Source organism: Pseudomonas sp. GM60 (assembly GCF_000282415.1).
GTDB lineage: Bacteria > Pseudomonadota > Gammaproteobacteria > Pseudomonadales > Pseudomonadaceae > Aquipseudomonas > Aquipseudomonas migulae.
Window position 1 is genome coordinate 42,647 of the sequence record NZ_AKJI01000076.1, and the last position, 23,722, is coordinate 66,368.

The window sequence follows — 23,722 nt, forward strand, 5'->3', positions numbered from 1 at the left end:
GACGGCGTGGGCGCGGCGGAATCTTCCTACAGCTTGATGGGATGGTTCGCGCGGCCGTCCTTCAGGCACCTGGTTTGAGAGCTGGAGGCTCGGTTTCCTTATAGCGCGAATCACCCCACTTGGAACCTGTCACAAATTACAGGTGGCGGACTTTAATCGGACTCAGCGGAATTGACTGTCAGCAAAGGAGCCCCAGTCAGTAGGAGATATCGCTGAATTTCTGTCGGCTAACCCGTTCGTCGATTTCACTGCGGTACTGGCGCGTTGCGTGATTTGAGATAGGGTTGAGACTAGGAACACGCGCGATTGGAGAAATACATGCGCTATTCAGCCTTGACCCAACGAATTGCCGGAGACGGCGCTGCGGCCTGGCAGATTCATTACCGAGCATTGGAATTACGAGAGCAGGGCGTCGATGTGTTGCTGTTGTCGGTGGGCGATCCGGACTTCGATACGCCGCGCCCCATCGTCCAGGCGTGCATTGACAGCCTGCTGGCTGGCGACACGCATTACTCGCAAGTGCGCGGCAGTCGCGGGCTACGCGACAGCATCGTCAGCCGTCACCGGCGTTGCAGCGGTCAGGAGGTCGATGCTGATCAGGTGATTGTGACGCCCGGCGCCCAGTGCGGGGTGTATTCGGTCGTGCAGTGCCTGCTCGATCCGGGCGATGAAGTGATCGTCGCCGAACCGATGTACGTGACTTATGAAGGCGTGTTCGGCGCCTGCGGGGCGAAAGTGGTGCCGGTGGCGGTGCGTCCGGAGAACGGCTTTCGCGTCGATCCGGTGGATGTCGCGGCACGGATCACGCCGAAAACCCGCGCTCTTTTGCTCAACAGTCCGAACAACCCTTCCGGCGCCAGTCTGTCACTCAGGATCTGGCAGGAACTGGCATCGCTGTGTATTCGGCACAATCTGTGGTTGATCAGTGACGAGGTTTACAGCGATCTGTTGTACGAGGGCGAGCACATCAGCCCGGCCAGCCTGCCCGGCATGGCCGAGCGCACCGCGACGCTCAACAGCCTGTCGAAATCCCACGCCATGAGCGGCTGGCGGGTCGGTTGGGTGATCGGGCCCAAACCCTTGATTGACCATCTGGAACATCTGTCATTGTGCATGCTGTTCGGCATTCCGGATTTTGTGCAGAAGGCGGCGCAGGTTGCGCTGGAGGGGGATCTGCCGGAAGTGGCGATGATGCGCGAGGAATACCGTCAACGCCGTGACCTGGTGTGCGCGAATCTGAACTTATGCCCGGGTTTGCGGGCGGTTCGGCCCGATGGCGGGATGTTTGTGATGGTCGATGTGCGCCAGACCGGGGTGTGCGCCCAGCGATTTGCCGAGCGGTTGCTGGAGGGCTATGGCGTGTCGGTGCTGGCCGGCGAAGCGTTCGGGCCGAGCGCGGCGGGGCACATCCGGATCGGGTTGGTGGTGGATCAACGGAAACTGGCGGATGCGTGTCGGCGGATTGCGTTGTGTGCGGCGGATCTTTTGGAGGCTCGCCGGGCCTGAGGGCCCCATCGCTGGCAAGCCAGCTCCTACAAGGTTTGCGCATTGTCCGAAATTAACGCAATCCCTGTAGGAGCTGGCTTGCCAGCGATGACTGACTGACAGGCGACGCAAACCTCAGCTTTTCCACGCCCGCGTATTCACCAGATTCTTCGGCCGCTCACCCGCCAACGCTGCCAGCAGATTGTCCACCGCACACGTCGCCATCGCTTCGCGCGTCTCATGGGTCGCTGAGCCAATGTGCGGCGTCGCCACCACGTTGTTCAGTTGCAACAGCGGCGAGTCCGGGTTCAGCGGTTCGCGTTCGAACACATCCAGCCCCGCTGCGCGAATCTGCCCGGAACGCAACGCTTCGATCAGCGCCGTTTCGTCCACCACTTTGCCCCGTGAAATGTTGATGAAGATCGTCTCTGGACGCATCAGCGCAAACTGTTCGGCACCGATCAGCCCCTCGGTTTCCACTGTCAGCGGCAATGTCAGGCAAACGAAATCAGCCTGCTGCAACAGCTCCGGCAGGCTGCGGTATTGCGCATTGAAGCGCTGTTCCACCGCCGGTTTCGGCGAGTGGCTGTGATAGATCACCGGCATGCCGAAACCGAAATGCCCGCGTTGGGCCAACGCTTCGCCGATCCGCCCCATGCCAATGATGCCCAGGGTTTTACCGTGCACATCGCTGCCGAAATGCACGGGGCCGATGTTGCGGTTCCACTGGCCGGCACGAACCATGTTCGCCAGTTCCACCACGCGCCGTGCCGTCGCGAGGATCAGCGCAAAACCGGTGTCGGCGGTGGTTTCGGTGAGCACGTCCGGGGTGTTGCTGAGCAGGATTCGCCGCTCGGTCAGGTAGTCGATGTCGTAGTTGTCGACGCCCACCGAAACGCTGGCGATGGCGCGTAGATTCGGCGCCAGATCCAGCAGGCCCGCGTCCAGTTTCAGACTGGCACCGAGCAACCCGTGAGCGCGGGGCAGGGCCTCGCGCAGTTGCGCCAGGCCATCGGCGTCGAGGTTGTCGATCAGCGTCACGTCGGTCTGCTCATGCAGGCGAGCCATCAGCAACGGCGAGAGTTTCTTGTACAGCACGACCTGCTTTTTCATCGTATTCATCTCTGCATCAATTCAAGGATGGGCGGCGGTCGGGCGTGTTGGCGCAACCGCAGGACGTTCCCGGTCGCTGGCGCCGGGCTTGAGGAAAATTGTCAGCACCACCGAAAACATCAGCGCGCCGCTCATCAGCAGGTACGACGCGCCCGGCGAACCGGTAGAGCTGTTCAAGTAACCGACCAGCCAAGAGCCGCCAAACGAGCCGAGCGCGCCCATGCTGTTGATCAACGCCATGGCGCCACCGGCGACGTTGGCCGGGAGGATTTCCGGAATGATCGCGAAGAACGGTCCGTAAGGCGCGTACATGCAGGCCCCGGCAATCACCAGCAGGGTGTACGACCACCAGAAGTGTTCGGCGCCCAGCGCGTACGATCCGTAGAACGCAATCGAGGCGATCAGCAGCGGCGGCCAGACAAAGCGTTTGCGCTTTTGCAGTTTGTCCGAGCCCCAGGACACCAGCAGCATCCCGATCACCGCCGCCAGATACGGCAGCGCCGACAACCAGCCGGCTTCAACCATGTCCATTTGCGCGCCGGCCTTGAGGATCGACGGCAGCCACAGCACGAAGCCGTAGACGCCGATGCTCCAGCAGAAAAATTGCAGGGCCAGGATGATCACTTTCGGCGAGCGGAAGGCTTCGGCGTAGTTCTTCACCGCCTTGATGCCCACTTGTTCGGCGGCGAGGGCGCTTTCCAGATCGTGCTTTTCGGCGTCGCTGAGCCACTTGGCCTGGGCCGGACGATCATCCGCCAGGCGCCACCAGATAAACGCCCAGAGCACTGCCGGCAAACCTTCGATGATAAACATCCAGCGCCAGCTGTAATGCTGCACCAGATAGCCCGACACCACCGACATCCAGAGCATGGTCACCGGGTTGCCGAGGATCAGGAAGGTGTTGGCCCGCGAGCGTTCGGCACGGGTGAACCAGTGGCACAGGTAGATCAGCATCGCCGGCATCACCGCCGCTTCGACCACGCCGAGCATGAAGCGAATGACGATCAGCCAGTAGGCGTTGGAGACGATCCCGGTGAGCGTCGCCAGGCTGCCCCAGAGGATCAGGCTGACGAAAATCAGCTTCTTGACGCTGTGTTTTTGCGCGTAGATCGCGCCCGGCACCTGGAAGAAAAAGTAGCCGAGGAAGAACAGTGCGCCGAGCATCGACGACAGGCCAGGCGTGATCATCAGGTCGGCGGCCATCCCGGAGGCGGCGGCGAATCCGTAGTTGGCGCGGTCCAGGTACGCCAGGCTGTAGGTGATGAACACGATGGGCATGATGTACCACCAGCGGCGGGTGGCGAGCGTTGCGGTTTTCATGAGTGGTGCTCCTGAGCTTGTTGTTTTTGTCGCAGCAGGTAACGGGTTTAAATCTCTAGTGACTGTGCGGGCCTCTTCGCGAGCAAGCCCGCTCCCACATGGGTTCTGTGTCGGCCATTTAATTTATGTTCAACACAAATCCACTGTGGGAGCGGGCTTGCTCGCGAAGGCGGGTTCAAATTCGGCGGACATTTCGGATCGGGTCGGCAACCCCTCCATATCCCCGCGACTCTGTACCGCACGGCTGCCAATCCAGTTGGCGCGTTTCACGGCGTCGGCAACGCTGTAGTTTTCCAGCAGCGCGCTGATCATGCCGACGGCAAACCCGTCACCGGCACCGACCGTGTCGACCACCGTTTCCACGGGCACACCCGCCACGAAACCTTCATCCAGATGCGTGCGGTAATACGCGCCGTGCGGGCCGAGCTTGATCGCCACCGCTTCGGCTCCCTGGTCGAGGTAAAACGCGGCGATGTCAGCCGGGTCTTCATAGCCGGTCAGCAAACGACCTTCACTCAAACCCGGCAGAACCCAGTCGGCGAGGGCGGCGAGGCGGTTGATTTCGCTGATCATCTGTTGCGTGCTGGCCCACAGGCTCGGGCGCAGGTTCGGGTCGAAGGACACACTGCGCCCGGCTTCACGCATGCGCGTCATCAGTTCGAAAGACATCTGTCGCGCCGTTTCCGACAGCGCAGGAGGAATGCCGGTGGCGTGCAAGTGCCGCGCCTTGAGCAGTTCGGGGATGATCGACTGGGGCGACAGATGACTCGCCGCCGAGCCGCGCCGAAAGTACTCGACCTTGGGATCGTCGCCATCGTCGGTGCGCGACTTGAGCTGAAACCCGGTCGGGTGTGCGGTATCGAGGGCAACGTTACTGCAATCCAGGCCTTCCTTTTTCAAGGTGTCGATCACGAAACGCCCCAGAGAGTCGTCACCGACCCGGCTCAGCCACGCCACCTTGAACCCCAGTCGCGACAAGCCGATGGCGACGTTGCTGTCGGCCCCGGCAATGCGTTTGTGGAAGTGGTCGACGTTGGCGAGGTCGCCGTTTTGATCGGCGACAAACATCGCCATGGTTTCGCCGAACGACAGGATATCGATCTCAGACATGAGCGCTCTCCAGGCGTGCTTGCCCCAAGTGGGCGAGGGCGGCGACATGCTCGGTGGTGAGCTGCACCAGGTCATCGGCTTGCAGCGGATATTCCGCGGCCCGCATCACGCCTTGGGCCATGTGCCGCAGCAGTTGTTCCCACGAATGCAGGTCGCTGGCAGCAGGCGGCATGGCCACCAGTTTGCCGTCGGCCCGGCGTGACACGGCTTTGCAGTGCACGTAGCCGACGTGACGCCCGAGCAGGCGCGCGGCGCTGCTGGCGGACTGGTCCTGCCAGTGCCAGTTGCCGATGTCGAAGGTCATTTTGATCGGCAGATTGTGTTGCTCGACCGCTGCGAAAAAACGCTGGAACGGTTCGATGCGGCCACCGTGCAGGGTCTGATCGTTTTCCACCAGCAGTTGCACGGCGCTTTTGCCCAGGATCCGGGCGAGGGTTTGCAGGTCGCTGGTGTCGGTGAAGTAACCGAGGGACACCTTCAGCCAATTGGCGCCGAAGGCCTGGGCGCGTTGCAGGGCGGTGATCAGTTGCGGATTGGGTTTCGACTGGCCGGCCAGCCACAATTCCATCGGCGAGGAATACACGCTTTCGAGGCCTTGCGCCTGGGTGGCATCGGCCAGTTGGGCGGGGTCTTCAACAGTCAGCAGTTCTTCGCGCCATTCGATGTGGCTGGCGCCCGCAGCGGCGAGGATATCGATGAAACTGCCTTGACCGCGCTGGCGGACGAGGTCGGCGCCGTAGCTGGAGAGGCTGATGGAAACGGGTGGTTTATGCATTGTCATGGACCTCTGAAACCGGTTTCATTTTTGTTCAAAAAAAAGATGAAATTTTGTGGCGGTCTTTCGGGCCTCATCGCGAGCAGGCTCGCTCCCACAGTGGCGCTATGTTCGCAAATCCAATGTGGGAGCTACCTGCTAGCGATGAGGCCTTCACATTCACCGAAGATTCCCTCTGGTCGACCCACGCACAATCAACCGCGCCGAAAAATCCATCGTCCGCACCGGCCCGTCATCCCCGCGCAAGCGCTTGAGCAAGCATTCAAACGCACTCGCGCCCATCTCAGTCGTCGGTTGGGCGAGGGCGGTGATGCCGCTGCCCACCAGCGGGTACCAATCCAGATCATCGAGGGCGATCAAGCCGACATCCTCGAACAACGTGCACTGCAATTCGCGCAGCGCATGGGTCGCGGCCAGCGCCGCAATCCCGTTTGCGCAGAACAGCGCCTTCGGGCCGGGGCCGGGTGTATCGAGAAAGGTTTTGAGGTTTGCCGTGAGGTCACTGCCGGTTTCGATCATCGTTCCGCGCAGCGCCGAACGCCGGGCGATCTGCGCCTTGAAACTGCTGACCCGTTCGATCCGCGAACTGGTGCCGTCAAACGGTTCAGTGACCAGCAGCACATCGCGGTAACCGCGTTCTTCAAGGTGGGCGATGGCGATCTCGACCGCTGCCGGGTTGTCCAACCCGACCATGTCACTTTCGAGGTGCTCGACCTTGCGGTCCACCAGCACCAGCGGCATCTCTCGATGCAGTTCCTGCAATTCGTCGCGATGGTGGCCGAGGGTGTTCACGATCAGCCCTTCGATGTTGTACGAGCGCAGCAGGGCCAGGTGCTGGCATTCCTGCTCGTCATCGCGGTCGGTGTTGCACACCACCAGGCTGTAGCCGTGTTGACGGCAGGCGGTTTCCACCCCGTGCATCACGGCAATCGAATAAGGGTTGCGGATGTCGGCGACCAGCATGCCGATCAGGCGGGTTCGTCCACGTTTCAGACCGCGAGCCATCTGGTTCGGGCGATAGCCCAGTTCGGCAATCGACTGTTCGATGCGCAACGCAATCGCATCGGACAGCAAGGCGCGATCCTCGCCGATGAACCGCGACACGCTGGCCTTGGAGACCTTGGCATGTTCGGCGACATCAAGCATGGTCACGCGGCTGCGCTGGGCGGCGGAGAAATCGTTCACGGCCTGAAACCTTCTTATTGGAGTTATAAGGTCCGTGCGTTTGAGAACGCACTGAAACCGGTTTCAGAAGACACCAAAAGCAAATACGCCGTCAAGCCCCGCATCGTCGATTGTCCGACAATGGCCGACGAATGGGATTCAGGCCCAAAGACTCAACCAGGCCGACCCCAACAGCAAAAGGGCCATGCTGCGATTGAAGCGTTGCATTGAGCGAGGTGAACGCAACCAGCGCGTGGAGCCCGCGCCGAGCAAGGCCCAGACCCCAAGGCAGGGCAGGGAAATCAGAAAGAACGCCAGCGACAAAACCATCACATGGGCCAGGCGCTGTTCGCCGGCCCCGGCAAATACACTGACAACCGCCAGCGCCATCATCCAGGTTTTCGGGTTGATCAGTTGCAGGCCGGCAGCGCCCAAAAGACCGAGCCGGGCGTCGGCATTCTGGGTGGTGACGGCTTCTGCCGGGGCGTTGAAAATCTGCCAGGCGAGGTAACTCAGCCAGGCGACGCCGATCCACTGCATCGCGGTTTGCACGAAGGGCCAAGCGGTCAACGACGCCCCGGCACCGCTGCCGACCAACAACACAATTGTCGCGGCGCTGGCACAGGCGCCGAAGATGATCGGCACGGCGGCCACCAAGCCGTATCGGGCACTGTTGCTCAACACCAGAATGTTGGTCGGGCCGGGCGTGATCGACGCCACGAACGCAAACAACAGGAAGGGCAGTAACGTCGGGAAAGTGGACAGCATCGCGGGCAAACTCCGATGAAGATCTTTGAAGTCGATCTTCACAATCCCACGGTTAACTGTCTGGAAGATTTGAGCAGCGCTTGCGATACAGCGCGGGCGTCAGGCCGTAGGCCCGCACGAACCAGCGGCCCAGATGACTCTGGTCGGCGAACCCCAGCGTCATGGCCACCGTGGCCGGTTGTTCGCCTCGGGCCAGCATTCTGCGGGCCGTGGCCAGGCGCAATTGCACCAGATAGGCGTGCGGGGCGATGCCGTAAGCAGCTTTGAACGCGCGGGTCAGGCGAAAGCGATCGACGCCCGTTGCGGCGGCCAGTTGGTCGAGGCCGATGTCCTCGTGGGCATGGGCGTGCAGATACTCCCGAGCCTTCTGCGCCACCAACGGCAATCGCGGGTCTTCGCCATAACGGGCACGCCAGTGCAGGTGAGTGGTGAGGCGTTCGAGCAAACCGTCGAGGGCAGTCTGGCGGACGATTTTCAGCTCGCCGTTGTGCAGGGCCTGAAACGCCAGGCTGGTGGCGTGGGCCAGGCGCACGTCGGTGGCCAGGGTATTGGCGAAGCTCAATTGACTGTTGTCCGGCGCGTTGTCGAACACGGCACCGAGTTCGCGCTTCAACCACTGCGGGTCGAGGTACAGCATGCGGTAGGTGAAACCGTCGACCGTCGGTGCTTCGCCGTCGTGGATGTCACCCGGTTCGAGCAAAAACACTTTGCCCGGCGTGCTCTGGTGCCGGGCCCGCCGGCAGTTGAATTGCTGCACCCCTTGCTCGGTGACGCCCACCAGATAGCTGTCATGCCAGTGCGGATCGTAGGCGTGCCCCTCGAAATGCGCGCGCAGCGTCTCGATGCCGGTGTCGGCGTCCTGGGCCAGGTCGATCCAGTTGTGAGTGGTCATGCTGCACCTGCGAGACGGATTGCCGGGTTATTTAACGCTCGTGGCGAGGGCGGTGCCTAGAACGTTTGTGCACGAAGCGCCAAACGTTGACACCTCGAACAGGCCAGCTTTAGCACAAGCAAAGCTGTCGCGCCACTATCAGGGTTGATAGTGGTACAAGCGACAGGCATCAGTTTTACTGAGTTGAATTTACTTGCGTGAGCAGGCACACCATGAGCAATTACGATGCACCCGGCGGCCAAACCGAAGCGCTGATTGAATCTGTTTCTGACTCTGGAGTGCGAATTTGCTCCCCCGGTAATGTACGAGGACGGCGCACCTCGCCCAACACCGCCCAGTTGACTTGGGACGAGCCCTACGCAACGTGCCATTTATGCCCGGATGCCATTGGCTATGATGTTTACGGAGAGGGCATCGTCCCGCAAACAGTGGTTCGGCCGCCTTGCGAACTCAGTGGATTGAATGCAGGCGTCGAATATTTGCTTTATGTCACGGCCAAAGCAGCCGGGAATAATATTTCAACACCCAGCGCTGTTCGCTTTTCCAAACTTACTGCGCCTACCAAGCCGGGCAAGCCGGAATTACGCGACTTGACCCATGCCTCGATGACTTTGTCTTGGACGCCTTCAGCTCCTGAGTGGGGTAACAATAGCTACAGGGTTTATTTGAATGGAACACTCGTTAAAAGGGTCAGCCATCCTGAAGTCAAACTCACGCACCTGCAAAGTCATACCGTCTATCGCGTTGAGGTGCGAGCAGTCAACAGTGCCGGGGTGTCCGAACCGAGCTTCGCTACCTTCAAAACCAGGCTGCGTCCGCCCTCAAACCTGAGGTTCAGCCAAAGCAATGGCAACTGCCGACTGCTATGGGACCCGGCTTTCAAAACATTCCCAAGTCATGAGCTCTCCATCAATGGCCAGACTTTCACTGCTGACCCAGGAGTTTGTTGGCATCACTTCAAGATGTCGGATGTTTCGCCCGGCCCTGTTCCGCACCACCTCAGGTTCGCGGTCCATGCTCAACTGGATGGCGAAGTTTCCGAGGTGGGGCTGCTCGAGAAAACCGTGGTGGACGACGTTCCTCCGGATCAACCCGGGACGCCAGTCGCCAGCGATATCACCGACAACTCGGTGACCCTGAACTGGGAACCCTCAAGTGACAATATCGGCGTGGCCCGCTATCAAGTGGTCCTCAATGGATTGCTTCTTTTCCACACTCCGGACACTCATCTCACGTTTACACAGTTAACCAGCGGTGCCTTTCACTGGGTGTTCGTGCGCGCACAAGACAAGGATGGAAACCTGTCCGCATGCAGCCCCGCTGCTGTGTTCAAAACGACGGGGCAGGCACCTGCACCGCGGCCTTCCGCTCCGCAGGTAAGTCTCACTGAGGCGAACGCCACCTCGGTAATGCTGAAGTGGATTTACCCAGTGGAGAATCCTGTCAGTGGCGTAAGAATCCTGCTGAATGACGAGCACTTGAAGGACGTACTCCTCTTTGATTTTTATCGCCTGCAGAACCTGATCCCCAATGTCGAATATTCAATCAGCGTTGCGGCCTTCGACGTTTACGGACAGCTATCCGAACCGACCATTCTGGTCCATATACCAAAGGACGTGACCCCACCCGGCAAGCCGGAAAATCTGAGCGCGACCGAAGTAGCCACCGATACCGTCACGCTGACATGGGAGGAATCAACAGACGATTTTGGCATTCATGATTATGTGATTTACAACAACCACGAATACTTTGATCGCACGCCGCTGACTAGCTATACAGCCGTCGACTTGCTTCCCGGCACGTACTCATTTGAGGTCTGCGCAATGGATTTGTCCGGCAATGTCTCTGAGCCCGCCGCAGTATCTGTCGTCATCGAAAGACCGCCATCGAATCCACCTACCAACTTCCGGTTTACTCAGCCCGGTTTGTTTCCCACGTTGGAATGGGATGCGCCGGATGATATGGAGGAGGTGAGCCGCTACAAGATCGTCTTGACCGGCCCCCAGGGAAACGACCTCCAGCACGAGTCATTCAACACCGTCTTGAAACCTGTCTTGCTTCCACTCACCCATTACAAGGTCAACATCACAGCCAGGAATGCCCTAGGAGGTTCATTGCCGTTGCTTGCAGAGTTCACCACTCGGTAAAAAGTGGACTCAAGGTTGTCGAGGGTTCATGGCACTTTCATCCAAACAACCCCGCAGCAATGTTGATCGAAAACCCGAGAATCGCCGTGTTGAACAGAAAACCGATCAACGATTGCGCCAGCACAATTTTGCGCAAATCCCGAGTGGCCACGCCGACATCGGAGGTTTGCACCGCCACGCTGATGGTGAACGAGAAATACAGGAAGTCCCAATAGTTGGGGGTAGTCAGACCTTCGGCAAAACGCAGTGCCGGGTCCTTGCCGTTCCAGGTGTAGAACAGGCGCGCGTAGTGCACGCTGAAAATCACCCCGATCAGCAGCCATGAGCCGATCACGGTCAACGCGGTAAACCCGTAACGCAGCAGCTTACGTGTGGTTTCCAGGTCCTTGCTGCCGGCGAGCTCGAAGGTGATGGTCGCCAGGCTGGCGATTGCGGCGATGCACACCACCAGCAGCACCAACCCGGCGTTCTCGTCTTCGACTTCGGCAATGCGTTTCACGTCAGGCGCTTTGGAGCGCGTGGTAAGCCAGAGCATCAACACCAGATACGTCCAGACTCCGGCGTTCCAGCCGTAGAGGATTTTGCTGATGATCGAATCGGAAGGAGCCAGAATGCCCACCGCGACACCGAGAGTCGCAGCGGCGGAAAGGCGAGGGTGGGTACGGGCGAGGAAGGGCATGTGAACTCGATGGGCCAGGGTATGCAAACACCTTAGCCCAGCGTGGCCCCCTCTGACCAACGACGATCCCTGTAGGAGCCGGCTTGCTGGCGATAGCGGTGTGTCAGTCGATATATTTATCGCCTGAAAAGACGTCATCGCCAGCAAGCCGGCTCCTACAAGGGGATGTGTGCGGTCAGATGTTTTTGTGGCGCTTGCGCACCAGTTTCATCACCACCACAAAAAACACCGGCACAAACACCACCGCCAGTGTCGCGGTGATCATCCCGCCAATCACCCCGGTGCCGATGGCTTGCTGGCTTGCCGAGCTCGCGCCGGTGGCGATCGCCAGCGGCACGACGCCGAGGATGAACGCCAGGGACGTCATGACGATTGGCCGCAGGCGCAGACGCGCGGCTTGCAGGGTGGCGTCGATCAGGTCGTGGCCTTCGTCGTACAGGCTCTTGGCGAACTCGATGATCAGGATCGCGTTCTTCGCCGACAGACCGATGATGGTGATCAGCCCGACCTTGAAGAACACGTCGTTGGGCATCCCGCGCAAGGTCACGGCCAACACCGCGCCGAGCACGCCGAGCGGTACCACCAGCAGCACCGAAGTCGGAATCGACCAGCTCTCATACAACGCCGCCAGGCACAGGAACACGATCAACAGCGACAACCCGAGCAGGATTGGCGCCTGGCTGCCGGACAGCCGTTCCTGCAGCGATAACCCGGTCCATTCCTGGCCCAGGCCCGCTGGCCCTTGCGCGACCAGTCGCTCGATTTCCGCCATGGCTTCACCGGTGCTGTGACCCGGTTTTGGCTCGCCGGAAATACTGATCGCCGGATAGCCGTTGTAACGGGTCAATTGGGCCGGGCCCTGAGTCCACTTGGCCTGGACGAAGGCGGACAGCGGCACCATTTTCCCGCTGCTGTTGCGCACGTGGATCTTCAGCAGGTCGGCGACCTGACTGCGTTGATCGCCTTCAGCCTGGACCACGACTCGCTGCATCCGCCCCTGATTGGGGAAGTCGTTGATGTAAGCCGAACCCACAGCGGTGGACAGCACGCTGCCGATGTCGGCAAACGAAACCCCCAGCGCATTCGCCTGTTTACGGTCGACGATCAGTTGCACTTGCGGCGCTTCGGCCAGCGCGCTTTCGCGCACGTTCATCAGGATCGGGCTTTTCTCGGCGGCCGCCAGCAACGCGGTACGCGCCTGCATCAGCGTGGCATGGCCGAGGCCGCCACGGTCCTGCAAGCGGAACTCGAAACCGCTGGAGGTGCCGAGGCCGTCCACCGGCGGCGGCAGGACCGAGAACGCCATGGCGTCCTTGATCTGGCTCAGCGCGATGTTGGCGCGGTCGGCAATCGAACTCGCCGAGTCGTCGCTGCCGCGATCCGACCAGTCTTTCAACGTGGTAAACGCCAGCGCCGCGTTCTGCCCGCTGCCGGAGAAGCTGAAACCCAGAATCACCGTGCTGTCGCCGACGCCCGGTTCGGTGGCGTTGTGCGCTTCGATCTGCTCGACCACCTGCACCGTGCGATTTTTGCTCGCGCCGGGTGGCAGTTGAATGTCAGTGATGGTGTAACCCTGATCCTCCACTGGCAGAAACGAAGAGGGCAGGCGACTGAAGCACAGCCCCAGACCGATCAGCAGCACGCCGTAGATCAGCAGGTAACGACCGCTGCGTTTCAGCGCATAAGCGACCCAGCCCTGATAGCGCTCGGTCAGTTGCTCGAAGCGTCGGTTGAACCAGCCGAAGAATCCGCCCTTGGCGTGATGCTCGCCCTTGGCAATCGGCTTGAGCAGCGTTGCGCAGAGCGCCGGGGTCAAGATCAGGGCGAGGAAGGCCGAAAACAGAATCGAGGTGGCCATCGACAGCGAGAATTGCCGGTAGATCACTCCGACCGAACCCTGCATGAACGCCATTGGAATAAACACGGCGACCAGCACCAGAGTGATGCCGATGATCGCCCCGGTGATCTGCTTCATCGCTTTGCGCGTCGCCTCTTTGGGCGACAGGCCTTCGGTGGCCATGATCCGTTCGACGTTTTCCACCACCACGATGGCGTCGTCCACCAGAATGCCGATGGCCAGCACCATGCCAAACATGGTCAGTACGTTGATCGAGAACCCCAGCGCGAGCATGGTCGCAAAGGTGCCCATCAGCGCCACTGGCACCACGAGGGTCGGAATCAGCGTGTAGCGGAAGTTTTGCAGGAACAGGAACATCACCGCGAACACCAGCACCATCGCTTCGATCAGGGTGTAAACCACTTTGGTGATCGAGACTTTGACGAAAGGCGAGGTGTCGTACGGGATCTTGTATTCCACATTGGCCGGGAAGTAGCGCGCCAGTTCATCCATCTTCGCCCGCACCAGCGTCGCAGTGCTGAGGGCGTTGGCGCCGGGCGACAATTGCACGCCGACAGCGGTGGACGGCTTGCCGTTCAGACGCGTGCCAAACTGGTATTCCTGGCTGCCGATCTCGACCCGCGCCACATCACCGATGCGCACGGTGGAACCGTCCGGATTGGCCTTGAGCACGATGTCGGCGAATTCTTCGGGGGTCGACAGCTGGCCTTTGACCAGAACGGTTGCGGTGATTTCCTGGGTGGTGCGGGTCGGCAGGTCGCCGATGCTGCCGGCCGAAACCTGGGCGTTCTGCGCAACGATGGCCGCGTTGACGTCGGCCGGTGTCAGGTTGAAACCGATCAGTTTCTGCGGGTCGATCCAGATCCGCATCGCCCGCTCGGCGCCATACAACTGGGCCTTGCCGACACCGTCCAGGCGCTTGATCTCGTTCATCACGTTGCGCGCCAGGTAATCGCTGAGCGCCACGTCGTCGAGTTTGCCATCAGTGGAGGTCAGGGTAATCAGCAGCAGGAAACCGGCGGAGACTTTCTCCACCTGCAAACCTTGCTGGTTGACCGCTTGCGGCAGGCGCGACTCGATGACTTTCAGGCGGTTTTGCACATCCACCTGAGCCATCTCCGGGTTGGTGCCCGGTTGAAACGTCGCCTTGATCGTGGCGCTGCCGAGGCTGCTTTGCGATTCGAAATACAACAGGTGATCAGCGCCGTTGAGCTCTTCCTCGATCAGGCTGACCACGCTTTCGTCCACGGTTTGCGCCGAGGCGCCCGGGTACACGGCGTAGATTTCGATCTGTGGCGGCGCGACATCGGGGTACTGCGCCACCGGCAATTGCGGAATGGACAGGGCACCGGCCAGCAGGATGAACAGGGCAACCACCCAGGCGAACACCGGGCGGTCGATAAAGAACTGCGGCATAGAAAAGCGTCCTGCTTACTGACCAGAAACCTGGGCAAGTGGAAGAGGGGAATCGTCGATCTGTACTTTCTCGCCGGGCTTGGCGTGTTGCAGGCCTTCGATGACGATGCGGTCGCCAGACTTGAGGCCTGCGGTGACGATCCAGCGATCGTTTTGCACGGCGCCCAGCTCTACGGTTTGCTGGCCGACGCGCAGTTCCGCATCGAGCACCAGCACCTGCGCAACACCCGCGCTGTCGCGTTGAATGGCGCGTTGCGGCACGCTGATGCCTTGCTGGTTCACCGCTTGTTCCAGGCGCACCCGCACGAAGCTGCCCGGCAGCAAGTCGAGGTCCGGGTTGGGAAACTCGCTGCGCAGGATGATCTGGCCGGTGCCCGGGTCGACGGTGATGTCGGTGAACAGCAGTTTGCCCGGCAGTGGATAGAGGCTGCCGTCATCCTGAATCAGCGTGGCTTTGGCCTGACCCTGACCCACTTCCTGCAACTGGCCGGAACGGAAGGCGCGGCGCAGGTCGTTGAGTTCGCGGGTCGACTGGGTGAGGTCGGCATGAATCGGGTTCAACTGCTGGATCAATGCCAGCGGCGTGGTTTCGTTCTGCCCGACCAATGCGCCTTCGGTGACCAGCGCGCGGCCGATGCGCCCGGAAATGGGGGCGGTGACGGTGGCGTACCCGAGATTCAATTTCGCTCGATCCACGGCGGCTTTATTGGCCGCGACTTCAGCGGCGGTTTGCCGTACGGCGGCCCGGGCGTTGTCGTAATCCTGGCCGCTGATGGCATTGCCTTCTATCAACTGGGCGTAGCGCTGTTCTTGCAGCCTGGCCTGGAAGGCGTTGGCCTCGGCCTTGCGCAGCGAGGCTTCGGCGCTGTCCAGGTCAGCCTTGAACGGTGCCGGATCGATGCGGAACAACACGTCGCCTTTTTTCACGTCGCTGCCTTCGTGGAAGGCGCGTTGCAACACCACGCCGGCGACACGGGCGCGTACTTCGGCAATACGTGGCGCGGCGATCCGTCCGCTAAGTTCGCTGGTGATCGACAGGGGCCGGGGATTGATGGTCTCGATGCGCACGGTGGCCAACGGCGCCTGCTCTTCAGCGCTCGTGGATTTGTCACACGCGCTCAGCGTCAACGCCAGGGCAAGCAGGCTGAGCTTGGCAAGCAGGTTCTTCGACATGTAAATACCCCAATAATGAACTCCCGCATCCTACGGGGAGGCGACGAGGGTAGCGGTGAAGCTTTGTTGGTGCTGTGTGAAATTGTGTAATGGTTTTGCTCAGGCACGGGTGAGGGCGTATATCCTTGGCGACCGCTTCGCGCTCGATCGCTGGCAAGCCAGCTCCTACAGGTCATGCGTCTATTCTGAAATCGCGCTGATCCTTGTAGGAGCTGGCTTGCCGGCGATAACGATCTAACAGTCGCCATAGAACTCCCTGGAAACACCCATGCCCAACATCCTCCTGGTCGAAGACGACACCGCGCTCTCCGAGTTGATTTCCAGCTACCTGGAACGCAACGGCTACTCCGTCAGCGTGATCAGCCGCGGTGACCACGTGCGCGAGCGTGCGCGGGTCAATCCGCCGGACCTGGTGATCCTCGACCTGATGTTGCCGGGGCTCGACGGCCTGCAAGTCTGTCGCTTGTTGCGCGCGGATTCGGCCACGCTGCCGATTCTGATGCTCACTGCCCGCGACGACAGCCACGATCAGGTGCTGGGCCTGGAAATGGGCGCCGATGACTACGTCACCAAACCCTGCGAACCCCGCGTGTTGCTGGCCCGCGTTCGTACACTGTTGCGCCGCAGCAGCCTCAGCGAACCGCAGACCGCCAACGACCGCATCCTCATGGGCAATTTGTGCATCGACCTGTCTGAACGCACCGTGACCTGGCGTGAACAACTGGTCGAGCTGTCCAGCGGCGAATACAACTTGCTGGTGGTGCTGGCCCGGCATGCCGGCGAAGTGTTGAGCCGCGACCAGATTCTGCAACGCCTGCGCGGTATCGAATTCAACGGCACCGACCGCTCGGTGGACGTGGCGATTTCCAAACTGAGGCGTAAATTCGACGACCACGCCGGCGAGGCGCGCAAGATCAAGACTGTTTGGGGCAAGGGTTACCTGTTCAGCCGTTCCGAGTGGGAATGCTGAGACGATGTTCAGAATCCTCTTTCGCCTGTACCTGGTGACGATCATTTCGTACAGCGCGGCGATTTATCTGGTGCCGGACGTGGTGATCAAGGTCTTCCAGGAGCGCTTTGTCACCTACAACCTCGATTATTCGCGCGGGTTGCAGTCGCTGATCGTCAAACAGTTTCACGCCGTGCCCGAAACGCAGTGGCCGGCGTTGGCGGCCGAGATGGACAAGGAATTCAACCCGCTGCACATCGTCCTCAGCCGCAATGACGATGACGGCCTGACCCTGGCGGAACAGAAACGTTTGCAGCGTGGCGAGAATGTCGTGCGCATCGGCGACTGGGGCTGGCGCACGCTGGCGGTGGCACCGTTGAACTCGCAAACCGTCGTGCAAATGGTCGTGCCGCCGGACCCGCTGGACGTGAATTTGCTGTACTGGAGCATCAACGTGCTGATCGGCGCGACCATGCTCGCGTGCCTGTTGCTGTGGCTGCGCCCGCACTGGCGCGACCTGGAGCGGCTCAAAGGCACGGCTGAACGCTTCGGCAAGGGGCATTTGAGCGAGCGCACCCAGATCCCCACGCACTCCAACATCGGTAGCCTGGCCAACGTTTTCGACACCATGGCCGGCGATATCGAAAACCTGCTGAACCAGCAGCGGGATTTGCTCAACGCCGTTTCTCACGAGCTGCGCACACCGCTGACCCGCCTGGATTTTGGTCTCGCGCTGGCACTGTCCGACGATTTGCCGGCTGCCAGTCGGGAGCGCCTGCAAGGGCTGGTCGCGCACATTCGTGAACTGGATGAGTTGGTGCTGGAGCTGCTGTCTTATAGCCGCTTGCAAAATCCGGCCCGGCTACCGGAACAGGTGGAAGTGTCGCTGGATGAGTTCATCGACAGCATTCTGGGCAGTGTCGATGAGGAGCTGGAATCCCCTGAAATCGTGATCGACGTGCTGCTTCACGGCCAGCTCGAACGCTTCACACTCGATCCTCGGCTGACTGCCCGGGCGATTCAGAACCTGCTGCGCAACGCGATGCGCTACTGCGAGAAGCGTATTCAGATCGGGGTTCAGGTCTGTGCCAAGGGGTGTGAAATCTGGGTCGATGACGACGGGATCGGCATTCCCGATGACGAACGCGAGCGGATTTTCGAGCCGTTTTATCGACTGGATCGCAGTCGCGATCGGGCGACAGGTGGCTTTGGCCTGGGATTGGCGATCAGTCGTCGGGCGCTGGAGGCACAGGGCGGCACGCTCACTGTCGAACCGTCTCCGCTGGGCGGTGCACGGTTCCGTTTGTGGTTACCGATCCCGGCCTGATGACCGCCGCAAAACCTGTGTAGGAGCCGGCTTGCCGGCGATGGCGTCCTTGAATTCAACGCAATGTCTGATGGCCCCATCGCCAGCAAGCCGGCTCCTACAGGTCACGCGCTTAGCCGACTGCGCAACACCTTCGCCATCTCCTCCAGCTCCGACGCCGGGTTGTGCCCGATCAGCATCCACGCATGTTCCATGTCCGCCCAATACACCACGTTCATTCCGTGCCGACGCTCGTGGGCGAAGTGGCGACTGCCGCTGTTTGAGCGGGTGACGCACAACGCCATGGGGCCGTGCGCCGGGTCCAGATACGTAATCTGGGCGATGGGCATGCCGTCGTATTCGAGGATTTGTGCGCGTTTGAGCTCAGCGCGTGGCAGGCTCAGTTGAGCCGGTAAAAGGCGCAGCCCCAGGCGTGCGTCGATGGTGTGCAATTGCGCGCGCTGAGTGGCTTCGTCGCTGGGCAAGTGTTCCAGGGTTTGCGGCACGTACATCGACATGTAGTCCGCCACCAGGCCTCGCCAGCTGGATTTGTGCTGGCTCGCCTGCCAGCCAAGGAACAACCGGTCCGCGAGCACGCCGCTCAGCACCAGGCCGGCTGCCGCCGCGAGGAACCTGCGCCGATTTATCGCCGGCCGGGCAGGCGAGGGCAAGGTGTCGAGCATCGCTTGCAGGCGGTCCACGGGCGCCTGTTGCGCCAGTTCGTCGTAGGCGGCCTTGAACGGCAGGCTGCTGCGGGCGAGCCATTGAAGGCGCAGGTTGAGCATCGAGTCTTCGGCGATGACTGCGTCGATGCGGGTGCGCTGATCGCTATCGAGTTGGTCGTCGAGGTAGGCCACCAGTTGCTCGTCCGTAGGCATCGTGTGATCGTTCATCGACGTTCTCCTGTGGAAGGGTTCGACACCGCGTGCAAGGGCGGGTACTCGGCCAGTTTCGCCCGCGCCGCGGCCAGGCGGCTCATGACCGTGCCGATGGGCACGTCCAGGACTTCGGCGACTTCGCGATAGGACAGGCCCTCCACGTAGGCCAGAAATACCGTTTCGCGTTGCGCTTCAGGCAGCGCATCGACGCGCCGAATCACCTGCGTGGCGAGCACGTGGGTTTGCGCGGCGTATTCACCGTCGAACGACAAGGCGTTGTCGGCATCCACCAGCCCCTGGCCCTGACGCACTCGGCGCGAACGCACTTCGTTGAGCCAGATCGAATGCAGAATGCTCAGCAGCCAGCGGTCCAGGCGGCTGCCGGGGACAAATTGCCCGGCACACTCCAGCGCCCGCACGCAGGTGGCCTGCACCAGGTCTTCGGCGACATGCCGCTGCCGGGACAGCAGCAGGCCGTAGCGCCATAAGCGCGCCAGGTGCTGGCCCAGCTCTGCCCGTATTGCCTGATCGCTGGCGATGGCGACCTCCGTCCTGTCAGGTTTTCGATGAATCGTTAATGGCTTCAGCCAGGTCCCGGTACTCCTCGCAGGTGCTGCCGCAGATCGATTTTATCTGCTGCAACTGCTCCTGGGCGAGATCCAGCCGGCCCTTGATCACATAAGCCTCGCCGAGGTACTCGCGGACTTGCGCGTACTGCGGATCGAGTTTGACCGATTGCAGGTAGTAACCGATGCCCTCGTCGGTGCGCCCCAGTTTACGCGTAGCGTAGCCGCGATAGTTGAGCGCCTTGGCGGTGTCGGGTTCTTTCAGCGTGTCGAGCAGTGCCAGGGCTTCCTCGTAGCGACCGTCCTTTGCCAGCCGATAGGCGTAATCGGTGCGGTCGGCATCGGATACCTCGCCGCTGGTCTGCCTCACGCATTTTTGCGACCTGGAGTCGAAGACCTGGCCTTTCGGGCAGTTGGGCCTGGCCGGTGCGTCATCGTCACCATTGGCCAATGCAAGGGTAGCGGACAACGCAAAGGCAAGTAGTAGCTGAACGGTAAAAACAGTAAGACGGGTATTCATGGATGATCTCCACTGGTTTATTCGTTTCAGTTCAACCACGCCCCGGCAACATGCACGCAAGGTGTTATCCCGCAGGCCGAAATGATGAGTCTTCGCTGTCATGAACACCGCAGGGTGAACAATTATTCATTTCTTTCTGGCGGTCTTTTCAAGGCACGCGCACACAGGTCCGTGGTCGATCTGGGTGTCCACCCGTTTTGTCGCGGCTTTATCAGTGCAGGAAGGGCGAAGGTGGATGGGCGAATTCGCGTGCTGATCGCCGCTGAGCCCGAATTGCGGGGCAAGGACGTGGTGACGGTGCTTTATGTGACGGCGGCGTTTGTCGCGGTGAAGGCCAGTTAGATCTGTGGTGCGAGCAATCGCCGGCAAGCCGGCGATGAACGGGTCTCAGCTGAGCAACCGGATCGGCTCTCCAGCTGACCAGGCCTGAATGTCCTCGATCATTTGCGAAAAGAACTGATGGTAATTCTGCTGGCTGACGTACCCGACATGCGGCGTCGCCAGCACATTCTCCAGCGTCCTGAACGGGTGATGAGCGGGCAAGGGTTCCTGCTCGAACACGTCCAGCGCCGCACCGGCCAGCCGTCGTTTTTGCAACGCCTTGATCAGCGCCGCCTCATCGACAATCGGCCCGCGAGCCGTGTTGACCAGCAGTGCGGTGGGTTTCATCCAGTCCAGCGCTTGCGCGTTGACCAAGCCGCGACTGCGGTCGCTGAGCACCAGATGCACCGACAACACGTCGGCCTGTTCGAACAACGCCTGCTTGCTGACGTAGGTCACGCCCACTTCGGCGGCGCGTTCGGCTGTGAGGTTTTCGCTCCAGGCGATTACCCGCATGCCGAACACCTGGCCAAACTGGGCGACTCGCTGGCCAATGCTGCCCAAACCGAGAATCGCCAGGGTCTTGCCGTGCAGGTCGCCACCCAGGCCTTGTTGCCATTTACCTGCACGCAGAGCGTTGGCTTCCACGACCAGGTTGCGGGTGGCCGCCATGATCAGCGCCCAGGTCAGTTCCGGCGCGGCGTGTTTGTAACTGTCGGTGCCGCTGACCTGAATGCCAAGCGCGGCAGCGGCTTTCAGGTCGAGGGCAGCGTTGCGCATGCCGCCGGTGACCAGCAGTTTGAGTGTCGGTAGCCGACGCAGCAGGTCTTCATCGAAGCGGGTGCGCTCGCGCATTACGCAGATCACTTCAAACCCGGCCAGCCGTGCTGCCAGCGTTTCGTTATCCGCCGGATAGTCATGGATGAAACTCACCTGGCAGATGACGTCCAGCGCCGACCAGTCAACCACCTGCCGCGCCACATCCTGCCAGTCATCGAGTACCGCAATCTGCACAGCCATCCGCCTTACCTCATCAATGAACGGGGTTGGAATTGTTCAGCCAGGCGAGCAGGGCCTGGTGGAATTTTGCCGGTTCTTCCATTTGCGGCGCGTGGCCCATGCCGGGGAATTCGACCAGCGTCGAGTGAGGAATCAGTTTCGCCACCTGTTTGCCGAGTACGTCGTAGTGACCGATTTTCGCTTTGACCTCGGGTGAGGCGATGTCCTTGTTGATGGCCGTGGAGTCGGCAGTGCCGATCAGCAACAGCGTCGGCACGTTCAGGTCCTTGAATTCGTAGTACACCGGCTGGGTGAAGATCATGTCGTAAAGCAGTGCCGAGTTCCACGCCACCCGGGTTTTGCCCGGGCCTTTGGCCATGCCTGCGTACATGTCTACCCAGCGGTCGAATTCGGGTTTCCAGCGGCCGTCGTAATAAGTGTTGCGCTGATAGTCGTGAATGCCTTGCGCCGTCACCTTGAGCTCACGCTCGTACCATTGATCCACCGTGCGATACGGCACGCCGAGGGCTTTCCAGTCTTCAAGACCGATTGGGTTGACCATCGCCAGTTGTTCGACCTGCTCGGGATATTGCAGCGCATAGCGGGTGGCGAGCATGCCGCCCGTGGAATGCCCGAGCAGGCTGGCTTTCTGGATGCCGAGGGCTTTGAGCAGTTGTTGGGTGTTGGCCGCCAGTTGCTGGAAGCTGTACTGATAATTGTCCGGTTTGCTGGAGGTGCAGAAACCGATCTGGTCCGGCGCGATGACCCGGTAACCGGCGTCGCTCAAGGCCTTGATCGACGTGTCCCAGGTTGCGCCGCAGAAATTCTTGCCATGCATCAGCACGATGCTGCGCCCGTTGGCCTTGCCGTGCGCGGCGACGTCCATGTAGCCCATTTGCAGGGACTGGCCCTGGGACTCAAAGGCGAAATGTTTGAGCGTATAGGGGTATTCGAAGCCTTGCAGTTCGGGGCCATATTCCGGACCTTCGGCCGCGATGGCCGGCAGTGCGGCGGTCAGCAGCAGGCTCGGTAGCCAGCGGGAGCGTGCGAGGGGCATGGGTGGACTCCAGAGGAAATCGGCGATGCTGGATCGGCATGATTAGGGCGGCATTAAGCACAGGCAATCGCGGCGGGTGATGGTTCAACCGATCCAGCCCAAAGTCGCCAGGGCCAGCACGCCGTAACGGGCGCCTTTGGCGAGCGTCACGATCAGCAGGAAGCGCCCCAGCGGTTCGCGCATGACGCCGGCGACCAGCGTCAGTGGGTCACCGATGACAGGCACCCAACTCAACAGCAACGACCAATGACCGTAGCGCTGATAATGAATGCGGGCCTTGTCCAGATGGCCTGGGCTGACCGGAAACCAGCGCCGGTCGCGAAACCGCTCGATACCGCGACCCAGCCACCAGTTCAGCAGCGAGCCGAGCACGTTGCCCAGCGTGGCAATTGCCAGCAGCGACCAGAGCCAGTACTGCTCGCTGAGCAACAGCCCCACCAGGACCGCTTCGGACTGCAACGGCAGCAGGGTCGCCGCACCGAATGCGGCGAAAAACAGCCCGATGTACGCCGCAGACATCAATGGGCGGCGGGGTAGTCCGCCACCACCACGTCAGCGCCGTCCTTTTTCAGGCCGATCACCTGATAGGCGTCGCTCATGCCGTCCATTTCCATGCCGGGCGAACCCATGGGCATGCCGGGCGCGGCCACGCCCAATAGATCGTCACGCTTGCTCAAGGCCAGCACCTGATCGGCCGGGACATGGCCTTCAACGAATTTGCCGTTGATCAAACCGGTGTGGCAGGACGCCAGGCGTGGCGGCACGCCGTGCTGTTGCTTGAACTCGCTCATGTTGGCTTCGACGTGATCCTCGACCTTGAAGCCATTGGCCTCCAGGTGGCTGATCCACTTTTTGCAGCAGCCGCAGTTGGCGTCGCGGTGGACCTCGATGGGGATGAGGTCGGCGGCCTGGGCCAGGGACGAAATGAACAGGGCGCTCAGGGCGACCAGACGCAGATGGGTTCGCATGGAGGGATCTCGACTCGGATGGCGGTCAAAAAAAGAGGCATTTTGACTACTTTAGCCGGTTAAGAGCGACGAGATTGTTTCGAATTAATGCTGGGGTTGTGGGGGATTCTGGGTTGCACGGGTTTTGGTTGGTGTACATATCCATTGGTTTGGTGATGGCTGATATGGGTTTCGCCCTTACGGCGAGTCACTTGGAAGAGCGCCAAGTAACCAAGCGCTTTTGCCCCTTTCGTTCGGTGGCTCGCTAAGGCTCGCCAT

21 protein-coding genes are annotated in these 23,722 nt (G+C 60.9%); 4 read left to right on the forward strand and 17 right to left on the reverse strand.

Annotated elements, in window-relative coordinates; all coding sequences use genetic code 11:
• Window positions 1–318: 318 nt before the first annotated feature.
• The gene (locus tag PMI32_RS10620) at window positions 319–1,506 is read left to right on the forward strand and encodes a pyridoxal phosphate-dependent aminotransferase (protein ID WP_008031105.1); all 1,188 of its coding nucleotides are present in this window, start codon (window positions 319–321) and stop codon (window positions 1,504–1,506) included.
• 114 nt (window positions 1,507–1,620) lie between these two features.
• Here the strand turns inward: PMI32_RS10620 and PMI32_RS10615 are convergent, their stop codons facing one another.
• From PMI32_RS10615 to PMI32_RS10585, 7 genes are all read right to left on the reverse strand, one after another.
• Entirely contained in the window at window positions 1,621–2,598 is a 978-nt protein-coding gene (locus PMI32_RS10615) for a bifunctional glyoxylate/hydroxypyruvate reductase B (RefSeq protein ID WP_008031106.1), read from the reverse strand.
• Window positions 2,599–2,619: 21 nt separating this feature from the next.
• A complete protein-coding gene (locus tag PMI32_RS10610; protein WP_008031107.1) occupies window positions 2,620–3,918 on the reverse strand; it encodes an MFS transporter in 1,299 nt (432 codons plus the stop codon).
• A gap of 129 nt (window positions 3,919–4,047) precedes the next feature.
• Window positions 4,048–5,028 (reverse strand): sugar kinase, encoded by a 981-nt coding sequence (locus PMI32_RS10605; RefSeq protein WP_008031109.1) that lies wholly within the window; start codon window positions 5,026–5,028, stop codon window positions 4,048–4,050.
• A complete protein-coding gene (locus tag PMI32_RS10600) occupies window positions 5,021–5,803 on the reverse strand; it encodes a sugar phosphate isomerase/epimerase family protein (RefSeq protein ID WP_008031112.1) in 783 nt (260 codons plus the stop codon). The genes PMI32_RS10605 and PMI32_RS10600 overlap by 8 nt, the downstream gene beginning before the upstream one ends.
• A 159-nt stretch (window positions 5,804–5,962) precedes the next feature.
• On the reverse strand, window positions 5,963–6,988 hold the full coding sequence (locus PMI32_RS10595) for a LacI family DNA-binding transcriptional regulator (RefSeq protein ID WP_008031114.1): 1,026 nt from the start codon (window positions 6,986–6,988) through the stop codon (window positions 5,963–5,965).
• 138 nt (window positions 6,989–7,126) lie between these two features.
• Complete coding sequence (locus tag PMI32_RS10590) at window positions 7,127–7,735, reverse strand: LysE family translocator (protein WP_008031117.1); 609 nt, start codon at window positions 7,733–7,735, stop codon at window positions 7,127–7,129.
• Window positions 7,736–7,787: 52 nt separating this feature from the next.
• Complete coding sequence (locus PMI32_RS10585) at window positions 7,788–8,627, reverse strand: AraC family transcriptional regulator (RefSeq protein ID WP_008031120.1); 840 nt, start codon at window positions 8,625–8,627, stop codon at window positions 7,788–7,790.
• Between the two features lie 212 nt (window positions 8,628–8,839).
• Between PMI32_RS10585 and PMI32_RS30320 the strand changes: the two genes are divergently transcribed.
• A complete protein-coding gene (locus tag PMI32_RS30320) occupies window positions 8,840–10,774 on the forward strand; it encodes a fibronectin type III domain-containing protein (protein ID WP_008031122.1) in 1,935 nt (644 codons plus the stop codon).
• Window positions 10,775–10,811: 37 nt separating this feature from the next.
• On the opposite strand, the gene PMI32_RS10580 is transcribed toward PMI32_RS30320, so the two are convergent.
• The 3 genes from PMI32_RS10580 to PMI32_RS10570 form a co-directional block, all read right to left on the reverse strand.
• Window positions 10,812–11,453: a DUF1345 domain-containing protein gene (locus PMI32_RS10580; RefSeq protein WP_008031124.1), complete on the reverse strand. Its 642-nt coding sequence runs from the start codon at window positions 11,451–11,453 to the stop codon at window positions 10,812–10,814.
• 175 nt (window positions 11,454–11,628) lie between these two features.
• Window positions 11,629–14,727, reverse strand: coding sequence for a multidrug efflux RND transporter permease subunit (locus tag PMI32_RS10575; RefSeq protein ID WP_008031125.1), 3,099 nt, complete (start codon window positions 14,725–14,727; stop codon window positions 11,629–11,631).
• Window positions 14,728–14,742: 15 nt separating this feature from the next.
• Window positions 14,743–15,900, reverse strand: a complete 1,158-nt coding sequence (locus PMI32_RS10570; protein ID WP_008031128.1) for an efflux RND transporter periplasmic adaptor subunit — start codon at window positions 15,898–15,900, stop codon at window positions 14,743–14,745.
• 268 nt (window positions 15,901–16,168) lie between these two features.
• Here PMI32_RS10570 and PMI32_RS10565 point away from each other — a divergent pair, with 268 nt between their 5' ends.
• Window positions 16,169–16,870 (forward strand): response regulator, encoded by a 702-nt coding sequence (locus tag PMI32_RS10565; RefSeq protein ID WP_008031130.1) that lies wholly within the window; start codon window positions 16,169–16,171, stop codon window positions 16,868–16,870.
• Between the two features lie 4 nt (window positions 16,871–16,874).
• On the forward strand, window positions 16,875–18,176 hold the full coding sequence (locus PMI32_RS10560) for an ATP-binding protein (RefSeq protein WP_008031131.1): 1,302 nt from the start codon (window positions 16,875–16,877) through the stop codon (window positions 18,174–18,176).
• Between the two features lie 104 nt (window positions 18,177–18,280).
• Here the strand turns inward: PMI32_RS10560 and PMI32_RS10555 are convergent, their stop codons facing one another.
• From PMI32_RS10555 to PMI32_RS10520, 7 genes are all read right to left on the reverse strand, one after another.
• A complete protein-coding gene (locus PMI32_RS10555) occupies window positions 18,281–19,048 on the reverse strand; it encodes an anti-sigma factor family protein (protein ID WP_008031133.1) in 768 nt (255 codons plus the stop codon).
• Complete coding sequence (locus tag PMI32_RS10550) at window positions 19,045–19,542, reverse strand: RNA polymerase sigma factor (RefSeq protein WP_202949142.1); 498 nt, start codon at window positions 19,540–19,542, stop codon at window positions 19,045–19,047. The genes PMI32_RS10555 and PMI32_RS10550 overlap by 4 nt, the downstream gene beginning before the upstream one ends.
• A gap of 46 nt (window positions 19,543–19,588) precedes the next feature.
• The gene (locus PMI32_RS10545; RefSeq protein WP_008031136.1) at window positions 19,589–20,119 is read right to left on the reverse strand and encodes a tetratricopeptide repeat protein; all 531 of its coding nucleotides are present in this window, start codon (window positions 20,117–20,119) and stop codon (window positions 19,589–19,591) included.
• Window positions 20,120–20,506: 387 nt separating this feature from the next.
• Entirely contained in the window at window positions 20,507–21,460 is a 954-nt protein-coding gene (locus PMI32_RS10535; protein ID WP_008031139.1) for a D-2-hydroxyacid dehydrogenase family protein, read from the reverse strand.
• A 13-nt stretch (window positions 21,461–21,473) separates the two neighbouring features.
• On the reverse strand, window positions 21,474–22,496 hold the full coding sequence (locus PMI32_RS10530) for an alpha/beta fold hydrolase (protein WP_008031140.1): 1,023 nt from the start codon (window positions 22,494–22,496) through the stop codon (window positions 21,474–21,476).
• An 84-nt stretch (window positions 22,497–22,580) separates the two neighbouring features.
• Window positions 22,581–23,015 carry a YqaA family protein gene (locus PMI32_RS10525; protein ID WP_008031142.1) on the reverse strand — a complete coding sequence of 145 codons (435 nt, stop codon included), beginning with the start codon at window positions 23,013–23,015 and terminating at the stop codon, window positions 22,581–22,583.
• Complete coding sequence (locus PMI32_RS10520; RefSeq protein WP_008031144.1) at window positions 23,015–23,464, reverse strand: DUF411 domain-containing protein; 450 nt, start codon at window positions 23,462–23,464, stop codon at window positions 23,015–23,017. Before PMI32_RS10520 ends, PMI32_RS10525 begins: the two co-directional genes overlap by 1 nt.
• Window positions 23,465–23,722: the final 258 nt, after the last annotated feature.

Bases quoted from the DNA above. Each gene is read 5' to 3' on its own strand.
- PMI32_RS10560 (WP_008031131.1), top strand. From the start codon at position 16,875: ATGTTCAGAATCCTCTTTCGCCTGTACCTGGTGACGATCATTTCGTAC.
- PMI32_RS10585 (WP_008031120.1), bottom strand. From the start codon at position 8,627: ATGACCACTCACAACTGGATCGACCTGGCCCAGGACGCCGACACCGGC.
- PMI32_RS30320 (WP_008031122.1), top strand. From the start codon at position 8,840: ATGAGCAATTACGATGCACCCGGCGGCCAAACCGAAGCGCTGATTGAA.
- PMI32_RS10520 (WP_008031144.1), bottom strand. From the start codon at position 23,464: ATGCGAACCCATCTGCGTCTGGTCGCCCTGAGCGCCCTGTTCATTTCG.
- PMI32_RS10545 (WP_008031136.1), bottom strand. From the start codon at position 20,119: ATGAATACCCGTCTTACTGTTTTTACCGTTCAGCTACTACTTGCCTTT.
- PMI32_RS10535 (WP_008031139.1), bottom strand. From the start codon at position 21,460: ATGGCTGTGCAGATTGCGGTACTCGATGACTGGCAGGATGTGGCGCGG.
- PMI32_RS10555 (WP_008031133.1), bottom strand. From the start codon at position 19,048: ATGAACGATCACACGATGCCTACGGACGAGCAACTGGTGGCCTACCTC.
- PMI32_RS10565 (WP_008031130.1), top strand. From the start codon at position 16,169: ATGCCCAACATCCTCCTGGTCGAAGACGACACCGCGCTCTCCGAGTTG.
- PMI32_RS10525 (WP_008031142.1), bottom strand. From the start codon at position 23,015: ATGTCTGCGGCGTACATCGGGCTGTTTTTCGCCGCATTCGGTGCGGCG.
- PMI32_RS10590 (WP_008031117.1), bottom strand. From the start codon at position 7,735: ATGCTGTCCACTTTCCCGACGTTACTGCCCTTCCTGTTGTTTGCGTTC.
- PMI32_RS10580 (WP_008031124.1), bottom strand. From the start codon at position 11,453: ATGCCCTTCCTCGCCCGTACCCACCCTCGCCTTTCCGCCGCTGCGACT.
- PMI32_RS10575 (WP_008031125.1), bottom strand. From the start codon at position 14,727: ATGCCGCAGTTCTTTATCGACCGCCCGGTGTTCGCCTGGGTGGTTGCC.
- PMI32_RS10615 (WP_008031106.1), bottom strand. From the start codon at position 2,598: ATGAAAAAGCAGGTCGTGCTGTACAAGAAACTCTCGCCGTTGCTGATG.
- PMI32_RS10570 (WP_008031128.1), bottom strand. From the start codon at position 15,900: ATGTCGAAGAACCTGCTTGCCAAGCTCAGCCTGCTTGCCCTGGCGTTG.
- PMI32_RS10530 (WP_008031140.1), bottom strand. From the start codon at position 22,496: ATGCCCCTCGCACGCTCCCGCTGGCTACCGAGCCTGCTGCTGACCGCC.
- PMI32_RS10600 (WP_008031112.1), bottom strand. From the start codon at position 5,803: ATGCATAAACCACCCGTTTCCATCAGCCTCTCCAGCTACGGCGCCGAC.
- PMI32_RS10605 (WP_008031109.1), bottom strand. From the start codon at position 5,028: ATGTCTGAGATCGATATCCTGTCGTTCGGCGAAACCATGGCGATGTTT.
- PMI32_RS10620 (WP_008031105.1), top strand. From the start codon at position 319: ATGCGCTATTCAGCCTTGACCCAACGAATTGCCGGAGACGGCGCTGCG.
- PMI32_RS10610 (WP_008031107.1), bottom strand. From the start codon at position 3,918: ATGAAAACCGCAACGCTCGCCACCCGCCGCTGGTGGTACATCATGCCC.